Source organism: Streptomyces sp. NPDC020898 (assembly GCF_044333925.1).
Lineage (GTDB): Bacteria > Actinomycetota > Actinomycetes > Streptomycetales > Streptomycetaceae > Streptomyces.
On the sequence record NZ_JBIRRV010000029.1, the window covers coordinates 1 to 18,874 of the forward strand.

General features: G+C 69.9%; 17 protein-coding genes. 5 read left to right on the top strand and 12 right to left on the bottom strand.

What is annotated here, in order from left to right:
- Positions 1-476 (top strand): hypothetical protein (locus tag ACH4TV_RS44970; protein WP_398407245.1); only part of this gene is annotated, 476 nt, incomplete at its 5' end.
- A gap of 693 nt (positions 477-1,169) precedes the next feature.
- Here the strand turns inward: ACH4TV_RS44970 and ACH4TV_RS44975 are convergent.
- From ACH4TV_RS44975 to ACH4TV_RS44990, 4 genes are all read right to left on the bottom strand, one after another.
- Complete coding sequence (locus ACH4TV_RS44975; protein ID WP_398407246.1) at positions 1,170-2,051, bottom strand: carbon monoxide dehydrogenase subunit G; 882 nt, start codon at positions 2,049-2,051, stop codon at positions 1,170-1,172.
- Positions 2,052-2,168: 117 nt separating this feature from the next.
- The gene (locus ACH4TV_RS44980; protein ID WP_398407247.1) at positions 2,169-3,809 is read right to left on the bottom strand and encodes a polyamine aminopropyltransferase; all 1,641 of its coding nucleotides are present in this window, start codon (positions 3,807-3,809) and stop codon (positions 2,169-2,171) included.
- Positions 3,810-3,869: 60 nt separating this feature from the next.
- Positions 3,870-4,427 (bottom strand): DUF2617 family protein, encoded by a 558-nt coding sequence (locus ACH4TV_RS44985; protein WP_398407248.1) that lies wholly within the window; start codon positions 4,425-4,427, stop codon positions 3,870-3,872.
- A 436-nt stretch (positions 4,428-4,863) separates the two neighbouring features.
- Entirely contained in the window at positions 4,864-5,040 is a 177-nt protein-coding gene (locus tag ACH4TV_RS44990; protein ID WP_398407249.1) for a hypothetical protein, read from the bottom strand.
- A gap of 263 nt (positions 5,041-5,303) precedes the next feature.
- Between ACH4TV_RS44990 and ACH4TV_RS44995 the strand changes: the two genes are divergently transcribed.
- Both ACH4TV_RS44995 and ACH4TV_RS45000 read left to right on the top strand, forming a co-directional pair.
- Positions 5,304-6,494 (top strand): pyridoxal phosphate-dependent aminotransferase, encoded by a 1,191-nt coding sequence (locus ACH4TV_RS44995; protein ID WP_398407250.1) that lies wholly within the window; start codon positions 5,304-5,306, stop codon positions 6,492-6,494.
- 208 nt (positions 6,495-6,702) lie between these two features.
- Positions 6,703-8,709: a hypothetical protein gene (locus ACH4TV_RS45000; protein ID WP_398407251.1), complete on the top strand. Its 2,007-nt coding sequence runs from the start codon at positions 6,703-6,705 to the stop codon at positions 8,707-8,709.
- 132 nt (positions 8,710-8,841) lie between these two features.
- Here ACH4TV_RS45000 and ACH4TV_RS45005 read toward each other — a convergent pair whose 3' ends face one another.
- The 7 genes from ACH4TV_RS45005 to ACH4TV_RS45035 all read right to left on the bottom strand — a co-directional run bounded on the left by ACH4TV_RS45005 (position 8,842) and on the right by ACH4TV_RS45035 (position 15,681).
- Entirely contained in the window at positions 8,842-9,228 is a 387-nt protein-coding gene (locus ACH4TV_RS45005; protein ID WP_398407252.1) for a toxin-antitoxin system, toxin component, PIN family protein, read from the bottom strand.
- The gene (locus tag ACH4TV_RS45010; protein WP_398407253.1) at positions 9,218-9,874 is read right to left on the bottom strand and encodes a DUF433 domain-containing protein; all 657 of its coding nucleotides are present in this window, start codon (positions 9,872-9,874) and stop codon (positions 9,218-9,220) included. Before ACH4TV_RS45010 ends, ACH4TV_RS45005 begins: the two co-directional genes overlap by 11 nt.
- A gap of 85 nt (positions 9,875-9,959) precedes the next feature.
- On the bottom strand, positions 9,960-10,856 hold the full coding sequence (locus ACH4TV_RS45015; RefSeq protein WP_398407254.1) for a hypothetical protein: 897 nt from the start codon (positions 10,854-10,856) through the stop codon (positions 9,960-9,962).
- 508 nt (positions 10,857-11,364) lie between these two features.
- Positions 11,365-11,895: a YbjN domain-containing protein gene (locus tag ACH4TV_RS45020; protein ID WP_398407255.1), complete on the bottom strand. Its 531-nt coding sequence runs from the start codon at positions 11,893-11,895 to the stop codon at positions 11,365-11,367.
- A gap of 256 nt (positions 11,896-12,151) precedes the next feature.
- Positions 12,152-14,758, bottom strand: a complete 2,607-nt coding sequence (clpB, locus tag ACH4TV_RS45025) for an ATP-dependent chaperone ClpB (RefSeq protein WP_398407256.1) — start codon at positions 14,756-14,758, stop codon at positions 12,152-12,154.
- Positions 14,759-15,107: 349 nt separating this feature from the next.
- Entirely contained in the window at positions 15,108-15,422 is a 315-nt protein-coding gene (locus ACH4TV_RS45030; protein ID WP_398407257.1) for a (2Fe-2S)-binding protein, read from the bottom strand.
- Between the two features lie 40 nt (positions 15,423-15,462).
- Complete coding sequence (locus ACH4TV_RS45035) at positions 15,463-15,681, bottom strand: hypothetical protein (protein ID WP_398407258.1); 219 nt, start codon at positions 15,679-15,681, stop codon at positions 15,463-15,465.
- A 116-nt stretch (positions 15,682-15,797) separates the two neighbouring features.
- Here ACH4TV_RS45035 and ACH4TV_RS45040 point away from each other — a divergent pair, with 116 nt between their 5' ends.
- Positions 15,798-16,778, top strand: a complete 981-nt coding sequence (locus ACH4TV_RS45040) for a helix-turn-helix transcriptional regulator (protein WP_398407259.1) — start codon at positions 15,798-15,800, stop codon at positions 16,776-16,778.
- A gap of 25 nt (positions 16,779-16,803) precedes the next feature.
- On the top strand, positions 16,804-17,847 hold the full coding sequence (locus tag ACH4TV_RS45045) for a helix-turn-helix transcriptional regulator (protein ID WP_398407260.1): 1,044 nt from the start codon (positions 16,804-16,806) through the stop codon (positions 17,845-17,847).
- Here ACH4TV_RS45045 and ACH4TV_RS45050 read toward each other — a convergent pair.
- Positions 17,735-18,847: a LuxR C-terminal-related transcriptional regulator gene (locus ACH4TV_RS45050; RefSeq protein WP_398407262.1), complete on the bottom strand. Its 1,113-nt coding sequence runs from the start codon at positions 18,845-18,847 to the stop codon at positions 17,735-17,737. The genes ACH4TV_RS45045 and ACH4TV_RS45050 overlap by 113 nt on opposite strands.
- Between the last annotated feature and the right edge of the window lie 27 nt (positions 18,848-18,874).

The window sequence follows — 18,874 nt, forward strand, 5'->3', positions numbered from 1 at the left end:
TGGGTGCCTTGGAAGCCCTGGAAACCCTGCGTGCCGGTGGTTCCTTGGGTGCCCTGGTTTCCCTGGAAGCCCTGGGTGCCCTGAGCGCCGGTGTCACCCTGGGCCCCCTGGAACCCTTGCGTGCCGGTATCACCCTGAAAACCCTGGGTGCCCTGAGCGCCGGCGTCACCCTGGGCCCCCTGGTTTCCCTGGAAGCCCTGCGTGCCGGTATCGCCCTGGAACCCCTGGTCGCCCTGCGAGCCCTGAGCACCCGTATCGCCCTGCGAGCCCTGCGGACCGGTATCGCCCTGGGGGCCCGTGTCACCCTGGGGGCCCGTGTCACCCGGGGCGCCTTGGTCTCCTTGAGCGCCCTGCGGACCTTGCTGGTCATGGCCATAGTCATGGTTATGGTGCTTGCCGCTTCCGCAGGGAGCGTTTCCTATTTCGTCCCAGTCATCATTGGGCATCTGCCACGGGAGATCGGGGTCGACGCTTAGTGCGCCATTCGGGCCTGGCAGCGTGAAAGGGCAATCGACACCGGGGTTCTCGCTCGCAGCGGCCAGAGCGGTCGTCGACGAGGCGAAATTGGCGACCAGGCCAAATGCTCCCGCGGCCGAAAACATGGCGGCGGCCTGGACCCATGATGTGCGAAGGTACTGACGCCTCATCGCTCAACCCTCCTGTGGAGCCGGAAGCAGGTGCGCGGTCATGCACCGAATTCATTGGTGCGCAGTGCTGTTGCACAGAGGTGTACCGCGCGCTGACACCGGAGAGCCACACGACGGCGTGGGGGGGGCGTACTCGTACTGCAGTTATGCCGAATACAGTCTGCGCCGTCCCGGAATATCGCCGTACTTCATTCCGTTGGCGTACGGAATTGTCCGGGCGGAGTGACTGCCGGTCGGAATACGAGCCGTGGCAGAGGCCGGCGGCGGTGGCGCCGCGGAGGTGGCCACTACCTGGCCGGTGAGCCGCTGTGCGCCAGGCACCCCTGCTGCCGCGTCCCTGTCGGAGAGCAGCGGTGCGTCGGCCGACCACTCGATACCCAGGTTTGGATCGAGCGGATGGGCCGCGTGTTCACCGACGGGCCGTCAGCGGGCGGCGGGAGAAGGCGCGGCGGCGGGTGGCCCGGCTGCACCACGAAGGGTGGTCACCACCGGCGCCGCTTCCTCATCAGCGCCGCTTCCGCATCAACGCCGCTTCCTCAGCACCCGCCCCACCACGATCGCCGACGCCACCACCAACGCCGCAGCCGGCGCAGCCCACCGCAGCGTCGTGTTCCCCGCCACCTGTTCCGGAGGCGGCACAGGGGCGTACCGGCCCCGGGGCGGCGCGTGGTCCACTTCCTCCGCACTGCGCCCGATCATGGTCCGGCGCGCATGCGCGGCCTCGGCGGGCGCCTCGCCGTCGTCCATGAACCGCTCGGAGACCTGCTCACCCTCGTCCAGGTCATCGCCGTCGAGGGCGCCGGGATCGTCGGGAACATCGGGGACATCGGGGACGTCGGGGACGTCGGCCTTGGGAACCTGGATCTCCACAATCGCCGGAGGCTCCTCGAGCTCCCCGGACTGCCCGGATTCGTCGGGCTCGCCGGCCTCCCCCGCAACCTCCCCCAAGCCCTCCCCGAAGCGCCGCAGCAACCGCACCCCCGCCGCAGCGACGGCGTCCGCGGGAAGCTCGGTCAAGCGCCCGTCCGCCGCCACCGTCCCCCCGAACACCAGCGCCGAACCGACCTCGTCCGCAGTCCCTCGCACCCGCAACGTCAGTGCCAGCTTCACCGACCCGCCGCCGCGCGCCTCGACGGCGTCACCCTCCAGGACGTACGCGTACTCCCCGTCGTCCCGGCCCTCGTCCTGGCTGTCCGCGACAGCCGCGACGACCCGCAAGGACCCGCGATACGTGATCGTGTGCCCCCCGATACGCACTTTCAGCCGCCCGGCGACCCCGGAGGCGGCAAGCTCGGTGCCCGCGTCCTGCTGGAGTCCCGGTACCGCCCGGGCGATGCGCGCGGGGTCGGCGAGCACGTCCCTCAGCCGCTCGGGCGGAACCGGAACGAACACCTCATGGTCCATGGCATCCGAGGGTACCCAGCACGGCCCGGACCACACCCTCGCATCCGGGGATTCCCACGGGATCCCCCCGGATCCACACCCGCGCGGCCCCACGGGCGTAGCCTCCTTACCCCTCTCTCAATAGCGCGGATGGACAAGCGTCGAAGCCCGCAACCCCGCCACCCGCATCCGCACCGCGGCCCGCGCGTCCGCCGCCAGTCCCGCCTGGGTGAGTGTCCGCAGCCGGGGCGCGGACGCGTCCACCCGCAGCGCGGGAGCGGGCCCCTCGGCCGTCGCCAGCACGAACCCCCAGTCGTGGGGCGCCCGGGCCGCCCCCGACGCCGTACGGTCCGGCCCGGCCGCGAAGCCGGCGTCGCGCCCGCCCACGCGGTACGACGCCGTATGCAGCCCGGCGGCCCGGACGGTCGTCTCGACGGTCCAGAAGACGCGCTCCCGGGAGGAGACCGGCCCGCCGTGCACGACCATGCGCCCGTCGTCGGTGAGCACCTGACGCGCCAGCCCGTAGAACTCCTGCGAGTACAGCTTCGTACTCGCCGTGATGCCCGGGTCGGGCAGATCCGAGATCACCACGTCGTACGCGGCCCGCGCACCCCGCAGCAGCCCGAAGGCGTCCGCCGTCGTCACATGGACGCGCGGGTCGTCGAACGCGTGCGCGTTCAACGCGGACAGCGCCGGGTCGTGGCGCGCCAGTCGCTCCACCCCCGCGTCGAGCTCGACCACGTCCACCCGCCGTACGCCGGGATACCGCAGCACCTCCCGCGCCGCGAGGCCGTCTCCCCCGCCCAGGACGAGCACGCGCGCGTGCGGGCCGTTCATCGCGGGGTGGACGAGCGCCTCGTGGTAGCGCAGATCGTCGCGCTCGCTGACCCGTAGCCGACCGTCCAGGAACAGGCCCAGCGGCCGTCCGGCCGTGCCGCCGGTGAGAACGACCTCCTGTACGCCGGTCCGCAGGGCCACGCGTACGTCGTTGCCGTACACGGCGTTCCGGGCGGCGCGTTCGAAGTCGTCGACGAGGACGGCCGCGGAGGCCAGGAGTCCGATCACCGTCACGTTCGCCGCCACCAGCAGCCAGCACGCCCGCCGGGACAGGTCCTGGCGGAACAGGCCGAGGACGAGGGCGCAGCCGACCAGCGCGTTGACCGTGCCGGTGAGGAGGGCACCGGTGAGCTGCCCCAGCCAGGGCAGGAGGAGGAACGGGAACGCCAGGCCGCCGACCAGCGCGCCCACGTAGTCGGCGGCGAAGAGGTCGGCCACCGCGCCGCCCGCGTCCTGGCGGCGGATGCGCTGGATCAGCTCCATGAGCAGCGGCACCTCGGCGCCGATCAGCAGCCCGATGGCCAGGGAGAAGGCGACGAGAAGCACCCGGGGGCCGTGCGCCCACAGGCCGCCCCAGTCGCCGGTCCACGCGAACACCGCGTACAGCGCCATCGCGCTGCACCCGCCGACCAGCGCGAGGGCCGCCTCGATCGCGCCGAAGCCGGCCGCGGCGCGGCAGCGCAGGCGTTTCGCGCCGAGCGAGCCGATGCCCATCGCGAACACCATCACGGAGAGCACGACGGACGCCTGGGTGACCGAGTCGCCGATCAGGTACGAGGCGAGGGCGACGAGTTCCAGTTCGTACACCAGTCCGCAGGCCGCACAGACGAAGACGCCGGCGAGGACCAGGAACCGGCCGGTGCCGGGCCGGACGGGCAGCCGCGCGGGGCCGCCCCAGGACGGGGGGCTGCCCGGCGGGGCCGGCACGTGCGGTTCGATCACGCTCGGAACGCTACGTCACACCCCGGGTACGCTTCGTCACCCACACGTGTGGTCTCTGGTTTACGCGGAAGAAGTCGGTGTGAACGTCCCGAGGAGCGGTCGGAGCGCCGCCGCCCCCCGCACCCCCACCCGTGTCCTGGTCGCCACCAGTTGCCCGTCCTGCGGATAGGCGTGCCAGGTCCGCCACTGCACCTGCCCCTCGTGCCGCTGGGCCAGCATCGCGGTGAAGGCGTGCGGGCTGCCGGGGAAGACGCCGGCCAGACCGTTCGGATGGTCGGCGACCAGGGCCAGCAGTTCCTGGGCGCGCCCCGCGAACGACCCCGGCGAGAGGACTTCGACTCTCGCCGCGAACTCGTACTCCCAGTCGCCGAGGCGTTTGGCCACGCCGAGCGGGAGGGGGGTGCTGGAACCCGGGATGCACGCGACCGTCTCCGAACATGTGCCCTGTTCCTCCTCCAGCAGCACCTGATGGGAGGCGCCGAGGAGTCTCAACTGGAGCTTCGCGTCCGCGAGTTCGAGATCGAGGGTGGCGAGGGCGGGCAGCGGTTCCCGGCCCAGGGCCCAGGCGAGGTCTGCCGCACGCGTGTCGGTGTAGGCGGTGTTCAGGGTCGTGAGCATGGGTCGGCTCCGCAGGCGCGCAAAGGGAGGTGTGAGGGACCAAGGTGTGAATGAGCGAGGTGTGGTCCGGCGCGCTCCGGTCGACACGGGTCGACACCGGGAGATCAGCCCAGTCGTGAGGAACGTCCAGGGGTCAGGGGACGTCCGAGGGGCTGTGTTGGTGATGTAGAGGGAATCATGAACGGTGGCGCCGTCACAGCGTTTTTACCCAACTTCGTGGGGTTTCCATCCCTCAGAGGGCTGCACAGCTCAACTGTTCAACCAGGGCGTACGCCTGAGCGTGCGAAGGTCACCCGCACGCGGGTCCCACATATCCCGCGGAGGTATCCCAAGAAGGTATTTCGCGGAGAAGACATGCGAGCGCCCGCCGGGACGGCTTACGTCCTCCCGGCGGGCGCTCACTCCGCGGTCCGGATACGGTTCCCCCTTCCGGAGCTCAGCTGCCCCGTGTCAGCTGCCTCCACCGCATCCGCCGCCGCCTCCCCCGCAGGAGGAGGACCCGCCCCCGCAGGACGAGCTCCCTCCGCAGGAAGTACTCGACCCGCACGACGTGCCGCTCCCCGAGCTGCTGGAGCTGCCGGAACCGCTGGAGCCCGCCGCTCCGCCGGCCCACCAGCTGTTCCTTCCCCCGTTCCGCCCGTGACTCGCCCGCAGCCTCTGACGCCGCCCCCGCGAGACCACTGCCACCGAGCTCAGCGCGATGAACAAGCCCGCCAGGATGAAGAGGGTGATGATGGCCTCGGCCATGACGTCACCTGCCTTTCGTTCCCCCGAAGCGGCCCCCCGTGGGCGCCTCGCTGTGTTGCGTGACGTGGGGATGCCCGCGTGTCTCACCTGCCAAAGCAGAGTTGAGGAAGTCCAGAGCTTCGGCGCAGGATGACGACCATGACCAGCAGCGCACGCCCCTTCCTCAATCGCCGGCTCGCCGAGTTCGGGACGACGATCTTCGCCGAGATGTCGGCGCTCGCCGTCGCCACCGGCTCGATCAACCTCGGCCAGGGTTTCCCGGACACCGACGGTCCGGAGGAGATCCGCGAGGCGGCCGTACGGGCGCTGCGCGACGGCCGCGGCAACCAGTACCCGCCGGGTCCGGGCGTCCCGGAGCTGCGTACGGCGATCGCGGCGCACCAGGAGCGCCGGTACGGGCTGTCGTACGACCCGGACCGCGAGGTCCTGGTGACGGCGGGCGCGACGGAGGCCATCGCGGCGACCCTGCTGGCCCTGGTGGAGCCCGGCGACGAGGTGATCGCCCTGGAGCCCTACTACGACTCCTACGCGGCGTGCATCGCCATGGCGGGCGGCACCCGCGTGCCGGTCACACTGCGCCCCCACGAGGGCTCGTTCCGCCTCGACCTGGACGAGCTGCGGGCGGCGGTGACACCCCGCACCCGCCTCCTCCTGATCAACACCCCGCACAACCCGACGGGCACGGTCCTGACCCGCGAGGAACTCACGGAGATCGCGCACCTCGCCGTCGAACGCGACCTTCTGGTGGTCACCGACGAGGTGTACGAGCACCTGGTCTTCGACGACGCCGAACATCTGCCGCTGGCCTCCTTCCCGGGGATGCGCGAACGGACGGTCTCTATCGGGAGCGCCGGGAAGACGTTTTCGTTCACCGGATGGAAAGTGGGCTGGGTCACATCAACACCGGACCTGGTGACGGCCGTCCGCTCGGCGAAGCAGTTCCTGACGTACGTGGCGTCCGGGCCCTTCCAGTACGCGGTGGCGGAGGCGCTGTCGCTGCCGGACTCCTACTTCGACAGCCTCCGCGCCGACCTCCACCGCAAGCGCGACCTGCTCGGCGACGGCCTGCGCGCGGCCGGGTTCGAGGTCTACCAGCCGCAGGGCACGTACTTCATCACCACCGACATCACGCCCTTCGGCGAGAAGGACGCCTACGCCTTCTGCCGCGCCCTCCCCGAACGCTGCGGCGTCGTCGCCATCCCCAACTCCGTCTTCTACGACAGCCAGGAGGCCGGCCACAGCCAGGTCCGCTTCGCCTTCTGCAAGAAGGACGAGGTCCTCACCGAGGCCAGCAGCCGCTTGCGGCGCCTGGCGTCCTGAACCGGCAGGAGTTCATGGGGGTTTCGGGCCCGGGTGCCGACGGGAGCGCTGTGATGGGCTTTCCACCCCTTGGGACAGATTGCGAGGTTCTTGACACGCAATCGGAGTCCGTCGAAGATCCTCAAGCTGCCGGACCCTGAGCGGAGACGGCGTGCGGACCGCACCCGGCGCCTCCGCCGAGCCAGGGCGCAGGCCCAGGAGGACAGACGTGGGTATATCCCGATCCGTCAGATCGCTCGCCCTGGCCACGAGTGCCGCTGTGCTGTGCGCCGTCGCGCCCGCGTCGGCGGCTGTCGCGGATGACACCGGTGCCGTGATCGCGTTCGACGGCGTTTCCTCGGACGCCGGAGGCGACGGCACGGTCAGCGCCGGGCAGACGATCACCGGCACGACGGATGTCACCTTCACGGTGCACGCGGACCCGGACGACGAGCCGACCACGGCCGTGGTCAGCATCACCGGCAGCGGTGTATACCAGGGCACCGGCACGGTCAAGCAGACCTTCAGTCTGAGCCCGGGAGACTGCCTGCCCTCCTGCACCCTGCACGCGACCCTGGACACCGCCGCCACCCAGCAGTTCGGAGGCTCCACGAACGGGGTGGCCGCGCCGCTGGTCAACGACGGCGAGAACACCATCCACGTCGAGGTGGACAGCCCCCGCCCGCGGCTCGTCACAGCCAACTCCGCCGTCACCGTCGACAACGGGCGGCCGGCCGTCACCCTGCCCGATCTGCCCGGCGACGACGCCTGGACCGACCACAAGCCCGTGGGCCTGTCCGCGGACGGCGAGTTGTCGCTGCGAGCCACCGCGACCGGCGACAACGGCGTCTCGCGCGTCCGGTACTTCAGCTCGAACAGCACCTGGCCCGCCCCCGCCGACCTGACCGCCCCGGCAAGCGGCGCGACGTGGACCACCACCCTGGACACGAGTGCGGTCCGGGCCGGCCTGTGGGCCGGAGAGGTCTACGTCGTGGCCTACGACGAGGACGGCCGCGCGGGTTCCCCGGTGCGGGCCACCACCCTGGTCGACCACGGCTTCACCATCACGCCGAAGCTCGACACCGTCATCCACCCGGACGAGACGCCGGTGATGCTGAACTACGCCTACCCGCCGTCGCTCAACAAGGCGTTTCCGTCCAACCTCAACTACGCCTACCCGGTCAGCACCACCGTGTCGCTCGACGGCAAGGCGCAGGCGACGACGCCGGTCGGCGCGTACACCTACGAGGGGAACACCGACCGCTTCTTCGCCGACCTCGGCCAACTCCCCTACGGCGCCCACACGCTGGCGTTCGACGCGGTCGACAACCGCGGCGCCCACGGCCGGGCGGCCCTGCCGGTCACGGTGGTGTCCGAGGTCACGCCGACCTGGACGGCCGGCCTCCAGGACTTTCCCGTAGCGGGCAGCAGCCGGACCTACGCGGCCACGACATCCGCCGCCGACGGCGTCAGCCGGGCCGAGCACTGGACCCTCGACGTCGACGGCACGACGTTCGCCACCGGCAGCTATCCCGCGCGGCCCGCCGGCACCTGGAAGGCCACGACCCCCGGGGTGCACGAGGTCACGTTGACCATCGTCTCCCAGTACGGCGACACCACCGTCAGCAGCGTGTCGACCCGTGTCCTGGCTGCCACGACGACCCAGCTGACCGGCCCGGCCATCAGCACCTACGGCAGCAGGGCGACCTTCACCGCCACCGTGGCCCAGACCGGCGCCAAGCCCGCGGCCGGCGCCAGGGTCAGTTTCCAGTACAAGCGGGCGGGAACCACAGCCTGGAAGACCCAGGTGACCGTCACCGCGGACAGCACCGGCAAGGCCTCCTACGCCACGACCGCCAGGTACAACGGCGCCTGGCGTGCCGTCACCGCGGCGAAGAACCTGACCTGGGCGTCCTCGACCAGCAAGACCCTGACCTCGCGCGTCAGGGCCGTCCTCACGGTCAGCAAGCCGGCCACCACCGCGGTCCACGGCAAGCCGGTGTCCTACACCGCGCTCAGCTCCCCCTACGTCCCGGGGACCGGACTGCTCTTCCAGGCCCGCCAGAAGGACGGCACGTGGGTGACTCTCACCAGGGCCACCCTCACCAGCAGGGGCAGCGCCACTGCGAAGATCACCTTCCCGCGCGCGGGGTCGCGGACGCTACGGGTCTACCGCCCGGCCACCGCCGATCTGGCGGACACGTACTCCTCGTCCTGGACGGTCAAGGTCAGCTGATCCGCCGGCGATACGACTGTGAGCCCGGGCGGTTCCTGTACGCCGCCCCAGGCGCCCTGATCGAGGCCGATCAGGGCGCCTGGGGCGAAGTAGCCCCGGCCGTGGGCGGGCTGCCCCAAGGGGCACCGCCCGTCAGGGCCAGGTGCGCTCGATACGGTCGTGCCGCACTGCGTACGCCGCAGGGCCGCCCTTCTCGACGGCCCGGTGGATCGCGTCACGGCGAGTGACGAGCCGCTCGACCATCTCGGCGCTGGGGAGTTGCTGATTGTCCAGGTAGAACAGCACAGCCTCGCGCTCCAGGACAGGCCGGATCTCCAGGTCACGGGTCTTGATCCGTCCGTCCTTCGACAGAGGTACCCATGACTGGTCGAGACCATGAGTGATCCACTGTTCGTCGGCCACGTCCTGGCCGTCATCGGGGAAGACGTCCCCGATGTGGTGAACGGTCCAGCCGCACGCCCTCAGCCCTTCCGCGACCCGACGCCCGAGATTGCGGTCGAGGAAGAACTCAGGCGACAAGGCGCACCACTGCCCGGCACAACGCGTCGACCTGCTCGGGCGTCATGTCGAAGTCGTACGCGATGTCCTCGACACTTTCCCCGGCCTCCCACAGGTCGGTGATGGCGTTGACCGCGACGCGGTTGGCGGCCACCACGGGGAGACCGCGGCCGAACCTCGGATCGATCACGACGGGGACGGAGTCCGGGTACTGCCTCAGTCGCAGGCTGGACGGGAAGTCGTCGCCCGGCTCCCAGGTGAGGTAGCGGAGATAGTCGGAGACCACTTCCTGGATGGGGACCTGGCCGTCGCGGGCTCTGCGGAGATCCCCCCACCCGTGCTCGACGAAGATGTCCACACCGTCTGTGGCGATCCGCTTGGACACGAGGCCGTAGGGGGTCTCGAATGCGTCCCGTACGGCGGCAGCCGCCTCCCTGATCTCGCTCATGCGGAGCCCCAGCGAACGCAGAGAACGAAGGACGTGCGCCTCTGCCACCGCGATGAAAGGCACCGAGGGCTGCCCCTTCCGCACCGGCTCGACCTGGTGGACCAGTGGTGCTCCCGCGGCCTTGCCCTTCAGCCACGACGTGAGGGTCGACTGCGGAATCTCAAGGTAGGAGGCCGTTTCCGTGGGCGTCAGAAGCCCGTCCTGGAACCTGTCGACCATGCCCCACCTCCTCTTGGCGCTGAGTTTCGCATCGTCGCACATCGAGGCTCCCACCTGCGGGTGGACCGCACACCCAGTCATTGGCTCAGCCGGCCGCACGGAGACGATCCCCGGATCGACACTCCCGGCAACGGCCGGGTTCCGCCGTGCGGAATCCCCGGTCGCAGCCGTCGCAGTTCCGCATGGGCACGACCGCCGGACGTACGGAGGGTTCTGCGCTGTCGGCCGGTGCGGGCAAGGCAAGGGGAGTCTCCTTGAGCCGGTAGGCGAGGATGCCGGCCGGGCGGGTCAGGAAGCTGTCCGGGAGCCGTGCGGTGAGGTGGTCCGTGATGTGCGTGGGCAGGAGGCCTGCCGCGAGCCACCGGGTGACGGCCGGGGCGAGGCGGGCGGCTTCCTGCGCGGTCAGGACCAGGCGGGGGTCGGCCCGACGCAGGGCGGCGAGTACGGCGATGGCCTGCGGGTCGGCTTCCACGAGCGGGGCCGGTGCCTCCGCCTCGGCCTGTACGGGCACCTGTACCTGCACGGCCACCGTTTCCTCCATGGGCACGGACACGGGTGCGACCGCAGCGACGGCGGCCCGCTCGCGGGGGCGGCCCCGCTTCGGCGACTCGTTCGGATCCGGATCCAAACCGCCGCCGGGGACGTCGTAGAAGTACGTCCGGGTGCGGATCTTCCCGCTGGACAGTCGCTCGCGGCGGCGCTCCAGGTATCCGGCCGCTTCGAGTTCCCTGAGCGCCCGCGAGATGAGGATCTCGCCCTCGCTGAAGTGCTCGCACAGGGCGGTGATGGTCACGGGGACGCGGTCGGGCAGGGAGGCGATGTACGCCGCGACGCCGATGGTGACCGCGCTGCCGCGTCGCTGGGCGAGGGCGTTGGAGATCACGGTGAAGTCGGCCGTGAGGCGGGTGCGTACGTGGATCACGCCGGAGGTCGGTGCTCCGGCGTCGGCGCGCAGGCGCGCGTTAGACTGCGGCTCAGCCATCGGGAAGCTTGCTTCTTCCTGGTTGGTCAGGCCCTCGTTCGGGACGGGAATCCCGGCGGGGGCCGTTTCTGTTTGCGGTTGTTTCGGCGAACGTAACCGCCCGTGTCCCGCCCCTGCAAGCCGGTCACTCGTACGGGTGACGCGGGCCTCGCGGCCGGGGAGGAGGGTGGGTGGGTAGTTCTTTCCCCCGGTTCTTTGGGGAGGTCAGTGGCCCGCCGGACCCTCGCAGACAAGGGCCCGGTGCGCCCGCACGACGGACGGCTGCCGGGACCCGGCCGCCTCAGGGACGGTGGCGGCCGGCCTTCAACTCGCCTGTGAAGACGGCCCACACCGCCGGGTCACCCGACGCGACTTCGGGCGAGGACGAGTCCGGTCGTCGGAGGCTGCTCCTGGTGGACGTCCTGGCCCTGCGCCGGGAGGTCGGCGCCTCGTCGGCCGCCACATCGGTCGGCCCGGAAACGGCGAGAGCCCGGCCTCCGTGGCCGGGCTCCTTCGCGTACAGGTACGACTACTCTTCGTCGTCCCCGGGCTTCTCCGCCTCGTCGATCTCCTGCTCCAGGCCGAGCTGCTCGACGAGCCACTTGTCGAACTCGATCGCGGCCCGCACCCAGCTCACCGTCGACGACACGAAGTGCTCCAGGCTGACGCCCGTCCCGATCAGCATCTGCGCCTCACCGATCAGACGGACGGTGCCGTCGTCATGGGTGTGGCTGTAGACCTTGGGCCACAGGGTCCGCCGGTTCCAGTCGTCGATCGACTCCAGGAGCGCGTGCTTCACCTCGATCTGGTGGGGCCGGTCGTAGAACGTCCGCACCGAGAAGACCTGCTGGTCGCCCTCACCACGGAACATGAAGTACGTACGGAACTGCTCCCACGGCGCCGCGAGGTCACCCTCGTCGTCGACGACGTACTTCAGCTCCATCTGCTCGAGGAGCTGCTTCACAAGGTCCTGGTCCGGGACCACGGGGCCCGCCGGTCCGCCGGGCTGCGGCTCGGGCTGGCCCCCGAAGTTCGGAATCGAGGACGGGTCGATGGACATACTGAAACACCCCTGCTGTCGTCTGGCTCGTCCGGCCATCGCTGAGACCAGACGTACACAGCCCACCCTCTCTCGCCCGGCCCCCAACCTGCAACACACCTGGCCTCCGGGCTGCCCCCGGCCGACCGAATCCGGCGGGGCTCTGCAGGGCTGTTTACGGAGTTCCGGGCCCCCGTTCCCGGGATGTGTCCGTCCGTGTCCCGGGATGTCTCCGTCGGCGCCCCCGAATGTTCACCGCCGGTTGGCGGAATACCGCTCAGAGCGTCTTCCCGGTCTCCTGCTCCGCCGGACCCACGATCAGCCCGTCCCCGAAGGCGTCCACCCGTACGGTGTCGCCGTCCTTGACCTCGCCGGCCAGGATCTCCTTGGCGAGGCGGTCGCCGATCGCCGTCTGGATCAGCCGGCGGAGCGGGCGGGCACCGTACGCGGGATCGTTGCCCTTGTCGGCGAGCCAGGCCAGGGCGTCCTCGGTGACGTCCAGGGTGAGGCGGCGTTCGGCCAGCCGCTTGGCCAGCCGGCCGATCTGGAGCCCCGCGATGCGCTCCAGCTCCTCCTTGTTCAGGGCGGAGAAGACGACCATGTCGTCCAGCCGGTTCAGGAACTCCGGCTTGAAGGACGCCCGGACCACCTCCAGCACCTGCTGCTTCTTCTCCTCCGCCGACGTCAGCGGCTCGACGAGGTACTGACTGCCCAGGTTCGACGTCAGCACGAGAATCGCGTTGCGGAAGTCGACCGTCCGCCCCTGACCGTCCGTCAGCCGCCCGTCGTCCAGGACCTGGAGGAGGATGTCGAAGACCTCCGGGTGGGCCTTCTCGACCTCGTCCAGGAGCACCACGCTGTACGGGCGACGGCGCACCGCCTCCGTCAGCTGGCCGCCCTCCTCGTAGCCGATGTAGCCGGGCGGCGCGCCGACCAGGCGCGCGACGCTGTGCTTCTCGCCGTACTCCGACATGTCGATGCGGACCATGGCCCGCTCGTCGTCGAAGAGGAAGTCGGCCAGAGCCTTCGCCAACTCGGTCTTGCCGACACCCGTCGGCCCCAGGAACAGGAAGGAACCCGTCGGGCGGTCCGGGTCGGCGATGCCGGCCCTGGTCCGCCGTACCGCGTCGGACACCGCCTGGACCGCCTCGGACTGGCCGATCAGGCGGCGGCCCAACTCCTCCTCCATGCGCAGGAGTTTCTGGGTCTCGCCCTCCAGGAGGCGGCCGGCCGGGATGCCGGTCCAGGCGCCGACCACGTCCGCGATGTCGTCGGGGCCGACCTCCTCCTTGACCATGGTGTCCTTGGAGGCTTCCTCCTCTTCCTCCGAGGCTTCCTCCAAGTCCCTTTCCAGGGCGGGGATCTCGCCGTAGAGCAGCTTGGAGGCGGTGTCGAAGTCGCCGTCGCGCTGGGCCCGTTCGGCCTGGCCGCGGAGTTCGTCGAGCTTCTCCTTCAGCTCGCCGACCCGGTTGAGGGACTGCTTCTCCTTCTCCCAACGGGCCGTCAGGCCGCGCAACTCCTCCTCCTTGTCGGCGAGATCGCGGCGCAGCCGTTCCAGACGCTCGCGCGAGGCGGGGTCGGTCTCCTTCTCCAGCGCGAGCTCCTCCATCTTCAACCGGTCGACGGCACGCTGGAGTTCATCGATTTCGAGGGGCGAGGAGTCGATCTCCATCCGGAGCCTGGACGCCGCCTCGTCGACGAGGTCGATCGCCTTGTCGGGGAGGAAGCGGGAGGTGATGTACCGGTCGGAGAGGGTCGCCGCGGCCACCAGGGCACTGTCCGCGATCACCACCTTGTGGTGGGCCTCGTACCGCCCCTTGAGGCCGCGCAGGATCGCGATCGTGTCCTCGACGCTCGGCTCCGCCACCAGGACCTGCTGGAAGCGGCGTTCCAGGGCGGGGTCCTTCTCGATCCGCTCCCGGTACTCGTCCAGCGTGGTCGCGCCGACCATGCGCAGCTCACCACGCGCCAGCATCGGCTTCAGCATGTTGCCGGCGTCCATCGCGGAGTCACCGCCGGCGCCCGCGCCGACGACCGTGTGGAGTTCGTCGATGAAGGTGACGATCTGGCCGTCGGAGTCCTTGATCTCCGCCAGGACCGTCTTCAGGCGCTCCTCGAACTCGCCCCGGTACTTCGCCCCGGCGACCATCGCACCGAGGTCCAGCGACACCAGCCGCTTGTTCTTCAGGGACTCCGGCACATCGCCCTTGACGATGCGCTGGGCGAGGCCCTCGACGACGGCGGTCTTGCCGACGCCGGGCTCACCGATGAGGACGGGGTTGTTCTTCGTACGGCGGCTGAGCACCTGGACGACCCGGCGGATCTCCTGGTCACGGCCGATGACCGGGTCGAGCTTGCCCTCCCGCGCGGCGGCCGTGAAATCCGTACCGAACTTCTCGAGTGCCTTGTACTGGCCCTCGGGGTCGGCTGTGGTCACGCGACGCCCTCCCCTGCTCTTCTGGAACGCGTCCAGCAGCTTCTTCGCGCCGGCGCCCTGCTGGGAGAGTACGTCCCCGGCGGCGCCGCCCTTCGCGGCGATCCCGATGAGGAGGTGCTCGGTGGAGAGGTACTCGTCGCCGAGCTCCTTCGCCCGTTCGGCCGCATCGGCGATGACCGAAAGAAGCTCCCGGTTCGGCTGCGGGGGTGCGACGGTCGAACCGGTCACGCTGGGCAGGCTCGCGAGGACACGCTCGGCACCCGAACGTACGGCCGCCTGGTCGGCGTCGACCGCGGCCAGCAGGTCGGTGATGTTCTCGTTGTCCTCCCCCGCGAGCAGCGCCAGCAGCAGGTGCGCGGGGGTCAGGTCCGGGTGCCCCTCGGACACGGCCTTGCTGCTGGCCGCGTTGATCGCGTCCCGGCTCCTGTTGGTCAGCTCGGCGTCCACGGTCGCTGCTCCCTTCCCACTTCCAGTGCTGACTGACTACTGACTAAGTACTGACTGACACGGCCAACGCTACACAAAGTTGAGTCTATTCCACTCAAGGTGGGTGCGGGAGTGCAAGCGGGACCCGGACATGCCGAGACGCCGCCCACCCTCAATGACGGATGGACGGCGGGGCGTGGGGCCAGGAGCAGCTATTTCCAGCCAAGCGGGCGAAGGTCATACCCGCAACGGAGCCCGCCCAAACCCTGATATTTCACCAGAAATAGCAGCGGCGCCACCGTGTTCAGGTCACGGTGGCGCCGCTGCGGGGGGAAGCACCTGAGCGATCTACTGCGACGGGGGAATCGCGTCAGGCACTGCGGGGGGTGGCTGAGATGGTCTGTACGTCCGGGATATCACCGATATCCGGGATGTCGGGGTGGTCCAGCCGGTGGTCGCGCTGGTCCAGGTTCACAAAGATCATTCCGTACCGAATAGCACACCGAACAGGCTGCGGCGCCCCCCGAGGCCGCCGCAGACACCGGTACGCCCGTACGTCCTCTTCATCGTCCCGCGTCACGACGACCGGCTCACCGAACACGGTCACCGTCAACGAGTCACCGCTGTGGGGGACGGCGGTGACCAGATCGATGAAGTGCCAGCCGGAGCGGTAGGCGGTGGCCATTTCGCGACGGAAGGATCGGTCGTCGGGTGGAGTGGTCACATCAGCCCCCGGAACCGTCATCCACCACGATGACCGGCCAGTGACTGTCCTCTGCGCCGGCGACGACGTCCACGGCGCTCGCAGGCCAGTGACTGTCGGCCCTGTCGTCGCTCTTCGCATCGGAGAGGCCACTCAGTGCTCCGAAGGCCACAACGGCTGAGAAGGCGACGACAAGCACCGAGCGAAGCATTCTGTTACGCATAATCGGCTTCGTCCTCACTTGAAGGTCTCCTCTTCCCCCGTCGAGTAAGACGATGGCTCATTCAGGCACGTCATGACCACAGAATCGATGCATCATGTTCCTGCATGTTCAGGACCCTGGGGGGTGGAGATTTTATGACAAAGGGGATTAGGGGGACACATCCTCACCCGGTGACCGATCTGTGCGAAGAAGGAGGTCGTCTCTACGCGAACGCATTGCGTACCGGACGAATCGAACGCGCAGATGTGGAGTCCACTCCGTGTCTGACGGAACTCGCCCTCCTCCACCCCGATCCTGATGACGCGAACTGGATGCGTCCCGTTCCCCCGTCGATCGCCCTGGCACGGCGGCTCAACCCGATCGAGCGCGAGATCACGGAGCGCAGACGCCAGTCGATCGACCTCGCCAATGTATTCGAACCGTTCATGGCCCTCAGCGCCCAGGAGACGACGTCCGCCCACTCGATCACCGTGCTGGAGGGCGCCGACCGGATCAACGGAGCGCTCGATCTGGCCACCACGCAGTGCCAGACCGAGATGCTCACAATCCAGCCGAGCGACCGCGGCAATGAACGCAGCCTGCTGCTGGGACTGGAACGGGACAGGCCGCTGATCGAACGTGGCGTGCGCATCCGGACCCTCTACCAGCACACGGCCCGCTACAGCCCCGAGCGGCTCGGATACGTGGCTCAGCTCTCCGACGGCAAGGTCGAGTACCGCACCATCGACGAGCTGGTCGAGCGCCTCATCATCTGCGACGAGAGCGTCGCCTTCATCCCCACCCGCGACGACCAGCAGGTCGCCCTGGAGCTCCGCCACCCCGGCCTCGTCCGCTATCTGATCAAGGTCTTCGAGTTCATGTGGAGCCGCGCCGTCCCACTGACCGCCGGCGCCCCCTACGAAACCGCCGCCGGTGGCATCACGAACATCCAGCGCTCCATCGCCAAGCTGCTGATCGAGGGCCACGTCGACGAGGCCATCGCCCGCCGCCTCGGCATGAACGTACGCACCTGCCGGGCCCACATCGCCAAGCTGGCCACTTCCCTGGGCAGCGGCAGCCGCGCCCAGCTCGGGTTCCTGATCGCGCAGTCGGGGCTCTTCGACGAGGAACATTGAGAAGTCGAGGGCAGAGGGGTCACCGGTGACCGAGGGGCACCCGCACGGGGCCGAGGAACTGTGCGAGGCAGGCATGAGCCTGTACGCCCGCGCGCTGCGCGAGGGCCACGTCCCGGCGGACGAGGCCCTGGCTGCCCCGTGCCTGATCGACTTCGGGCTGCTCCAGCCCGACCTCGAGGACCCGCGCCGACTGCGCCCGCTGGCCCCTGCGGTGGCCCTTCCCCGGTTGCTGCGCGAGAGCGCGGAGGACATCGCCAGGCGGCGGCATCGGGAGGCACAGCTGGCCGAGGCGTTCGAACCGCTCCTGCGTATCGACGCCCCCACGACAGCGCCGGATACGCCGGCGATCAGCTTCCTCAGCGGCCTGGACCGGATCAATCTGGCCATCTCCCAGGTCATGACCGATGCCTCCAGCGAGCTCCTCTCCATCCAGCCCCACAACGGTCGGCCCCCCAAGGTTCTCCCCATCGCTCTGGAGCGCGATCAGGCCCTCCTTGACCGGGGCGCACGTATCCGCACCCTCTACCAGCACACGCTCCGCCACGCCCCCTCCGTCCGTGTCCGCTACGACCAGTTGACCGGCGATGTCGAGGCCCGCACCCTGGACGAGGTGACCAACCGGCTGCTCATCGTGGACCGGACCGTCGCCTTCATCCCCGCCAACGAGGACCGCACCCTCGCTCTGGAGGTGCGCCACCCGGTCCTCGTGAGCTACCTCGCCACCACCTTCGAGCAGCTGTGGCGCCTGGCCACCCCCATGTATCCCGAGGCTGTCCAGCTCCCGTCCCTCAACGGCATCACCCCCCGCCAACAAGCCATCGCCGCCCTGCTCGTCGAAGGCCACACCGACGCCGTCATCGCCCACCGCCTCGGCATGAACATCCGCACCGCCCGCGTCCACGTCGCCAAACTCGCCACCACCCTCGGCAGCGACAGCCGCGCCCAACTCGGCTACCTCATCGGGCAGTCGGGGATTCTGGAGCAGGAGCCGGTACCTGAGCCGGCGCAGGCACCGGAGGCGCGGGAGGCGCCGGAGCAGTCGCGTCCGATACCTGGCAGGGAACGGTAGGTACCGCCGGCGGCCCGTCCAGCCCCGCCTGGGCTATCCGTACCCCCAGCTGTGTCCGGCTCGCCGCCCCCAGTGTTTCCGAGAGCCGTGCGATGTGTGCCCGGCAGGTGCGGACGCTGATGCCGAGCCGTTCGGCGACCACCGCGTCCTGGTGGCCCTCGGCGAGGAGGGCGGCGATGGACCGCTCCCGGTGCGAGATGCCCTCGATGCCCGTGTCGGGGAGCGGGGCCGTCAACGGGATCGCCAGGCGCCACAGGCGGTCGAAGACCGTCACCAGGTACTGCACGAGCGCCGGGTGGCGGATCTCCAGGGCGACCGTCCGTTCGGCGTTCGCCGGGATGAAGGCCACCGTGCGGTCGAAGAGGATCAGCCGCTCGACGACCTCGTCGAGAGTGCGTGCCTCGGCCGCGTCGCCCATCAGGTCGAGGTAGTTGAGCAGGCCCTGGCCGTGCCGGGCCACATGGTTGTAGAGGCCGCGCATCCGCACGCCGCGCCCGCGCAGTTCGAGCGCCCGGTGCAGGCCCTCGGTGAGTTCGTACTCCCGGCGGATGCCGCCGGGCTGGACGGTGAGCACCTCGGTCGTGCACGCCTGGGTCGCGTCGTCCATCGCGGTCTGGATGCGGGCGAGACCGTCCAGGACCCGCAGGGCGGTGCCCTCGCCAGAGTTCGTGCCGGTGCCGGGGGACTGGCCCTGCTCACCGAGGGCGGCGTACCACTCGAAGGCCGCGACCGCCGAGCCCACGCGGCGCTGGCTCACGCTGACCTCGTCGTAGACGCCCCGCAACAGCCGGGTCATGACCTCCTGCGGCGAGGTCGGCACCAGCCAGGCCATGTCTCCGGGATCGGGGTGCAGCAGGGCGAGTTCGAGCAGACAGGGCACCGCCTCGGCGTCCGTGCGCCGCACACGGCCCCGCCGTACGGCCCGGGAATACACGCGATCCCCGGCCCCGCACAGTCGGTCAGCACCGTGTGGATGCTCATCCGTCCCGTGCCCGGCCATCGCCCCATCCCACCTTGGTTACAGCCT

Coding starts and splice junctions, on each gene's coding strand:
- ACH4TV_RS44975 (WP_398407246.1), bottom strand. CDS start 2,051: ATGGACCATGAGGTGTTCGTTCCGGTTCCGCCCGAGCGGCTGAGGGAC.
- ACH4TV_RS45050 (WP_398407262.1), bottom strand. CDS start 18,847: ATGGCCGGGCACGGGACGGATGAGCATCCACACGGTGCTGACCGACTG.
- ACH4TV_RS45015 (WP_398407254.1), bottom strand. CDS start 10,856: ATGGCTGAGCCGCAGTCTAACGCGCGCCTGCGCGCCGACGCCGGAGCA.
- ACH4TV_RS45030 (WP_398407257.1), bottom strand. CDS start 15,422: ATGGCCACCGCCTACCGCTCCGGCTGGCACTTCATCGATCTGGTCACC.
- ACH4TV_RS45010 (WP_398407253.1), bottom strand. CDS start 9,874: ATGGTCGACAGGTTCCAGGACGGGCTTCTGACGCCCACGGAAACGGCC.
- ACH4TV_RS44985 (WP_398407248.1), bottom strand. CDS start 4,427: ATGCTCACGACCCTGAACACCGCCTACACCGACACGCGTGCGGCAGAC.
- ACH4TV_RS45040 (WP_398407259.1), top strand. CDS start 15,798: ATGACAAAGGGGATTAGGGGGACACATCCTCACCCGGTGACCGATCTG.
- ACH4TV_RS45020 (WP_398407255.1), bottom strand. CDS start 11,895: ATGTCCATCGACCCGTCCTCGATTCCGAACTTCGGGGGCCAGCCCGAG.
- ACH4TV_RS44995 (WP_398407250.1), top strand. CDS start 5,304: ATGACGACCATGACCAGCAGCGCACGCCCCTTCCTCAATCGCCGGCTC.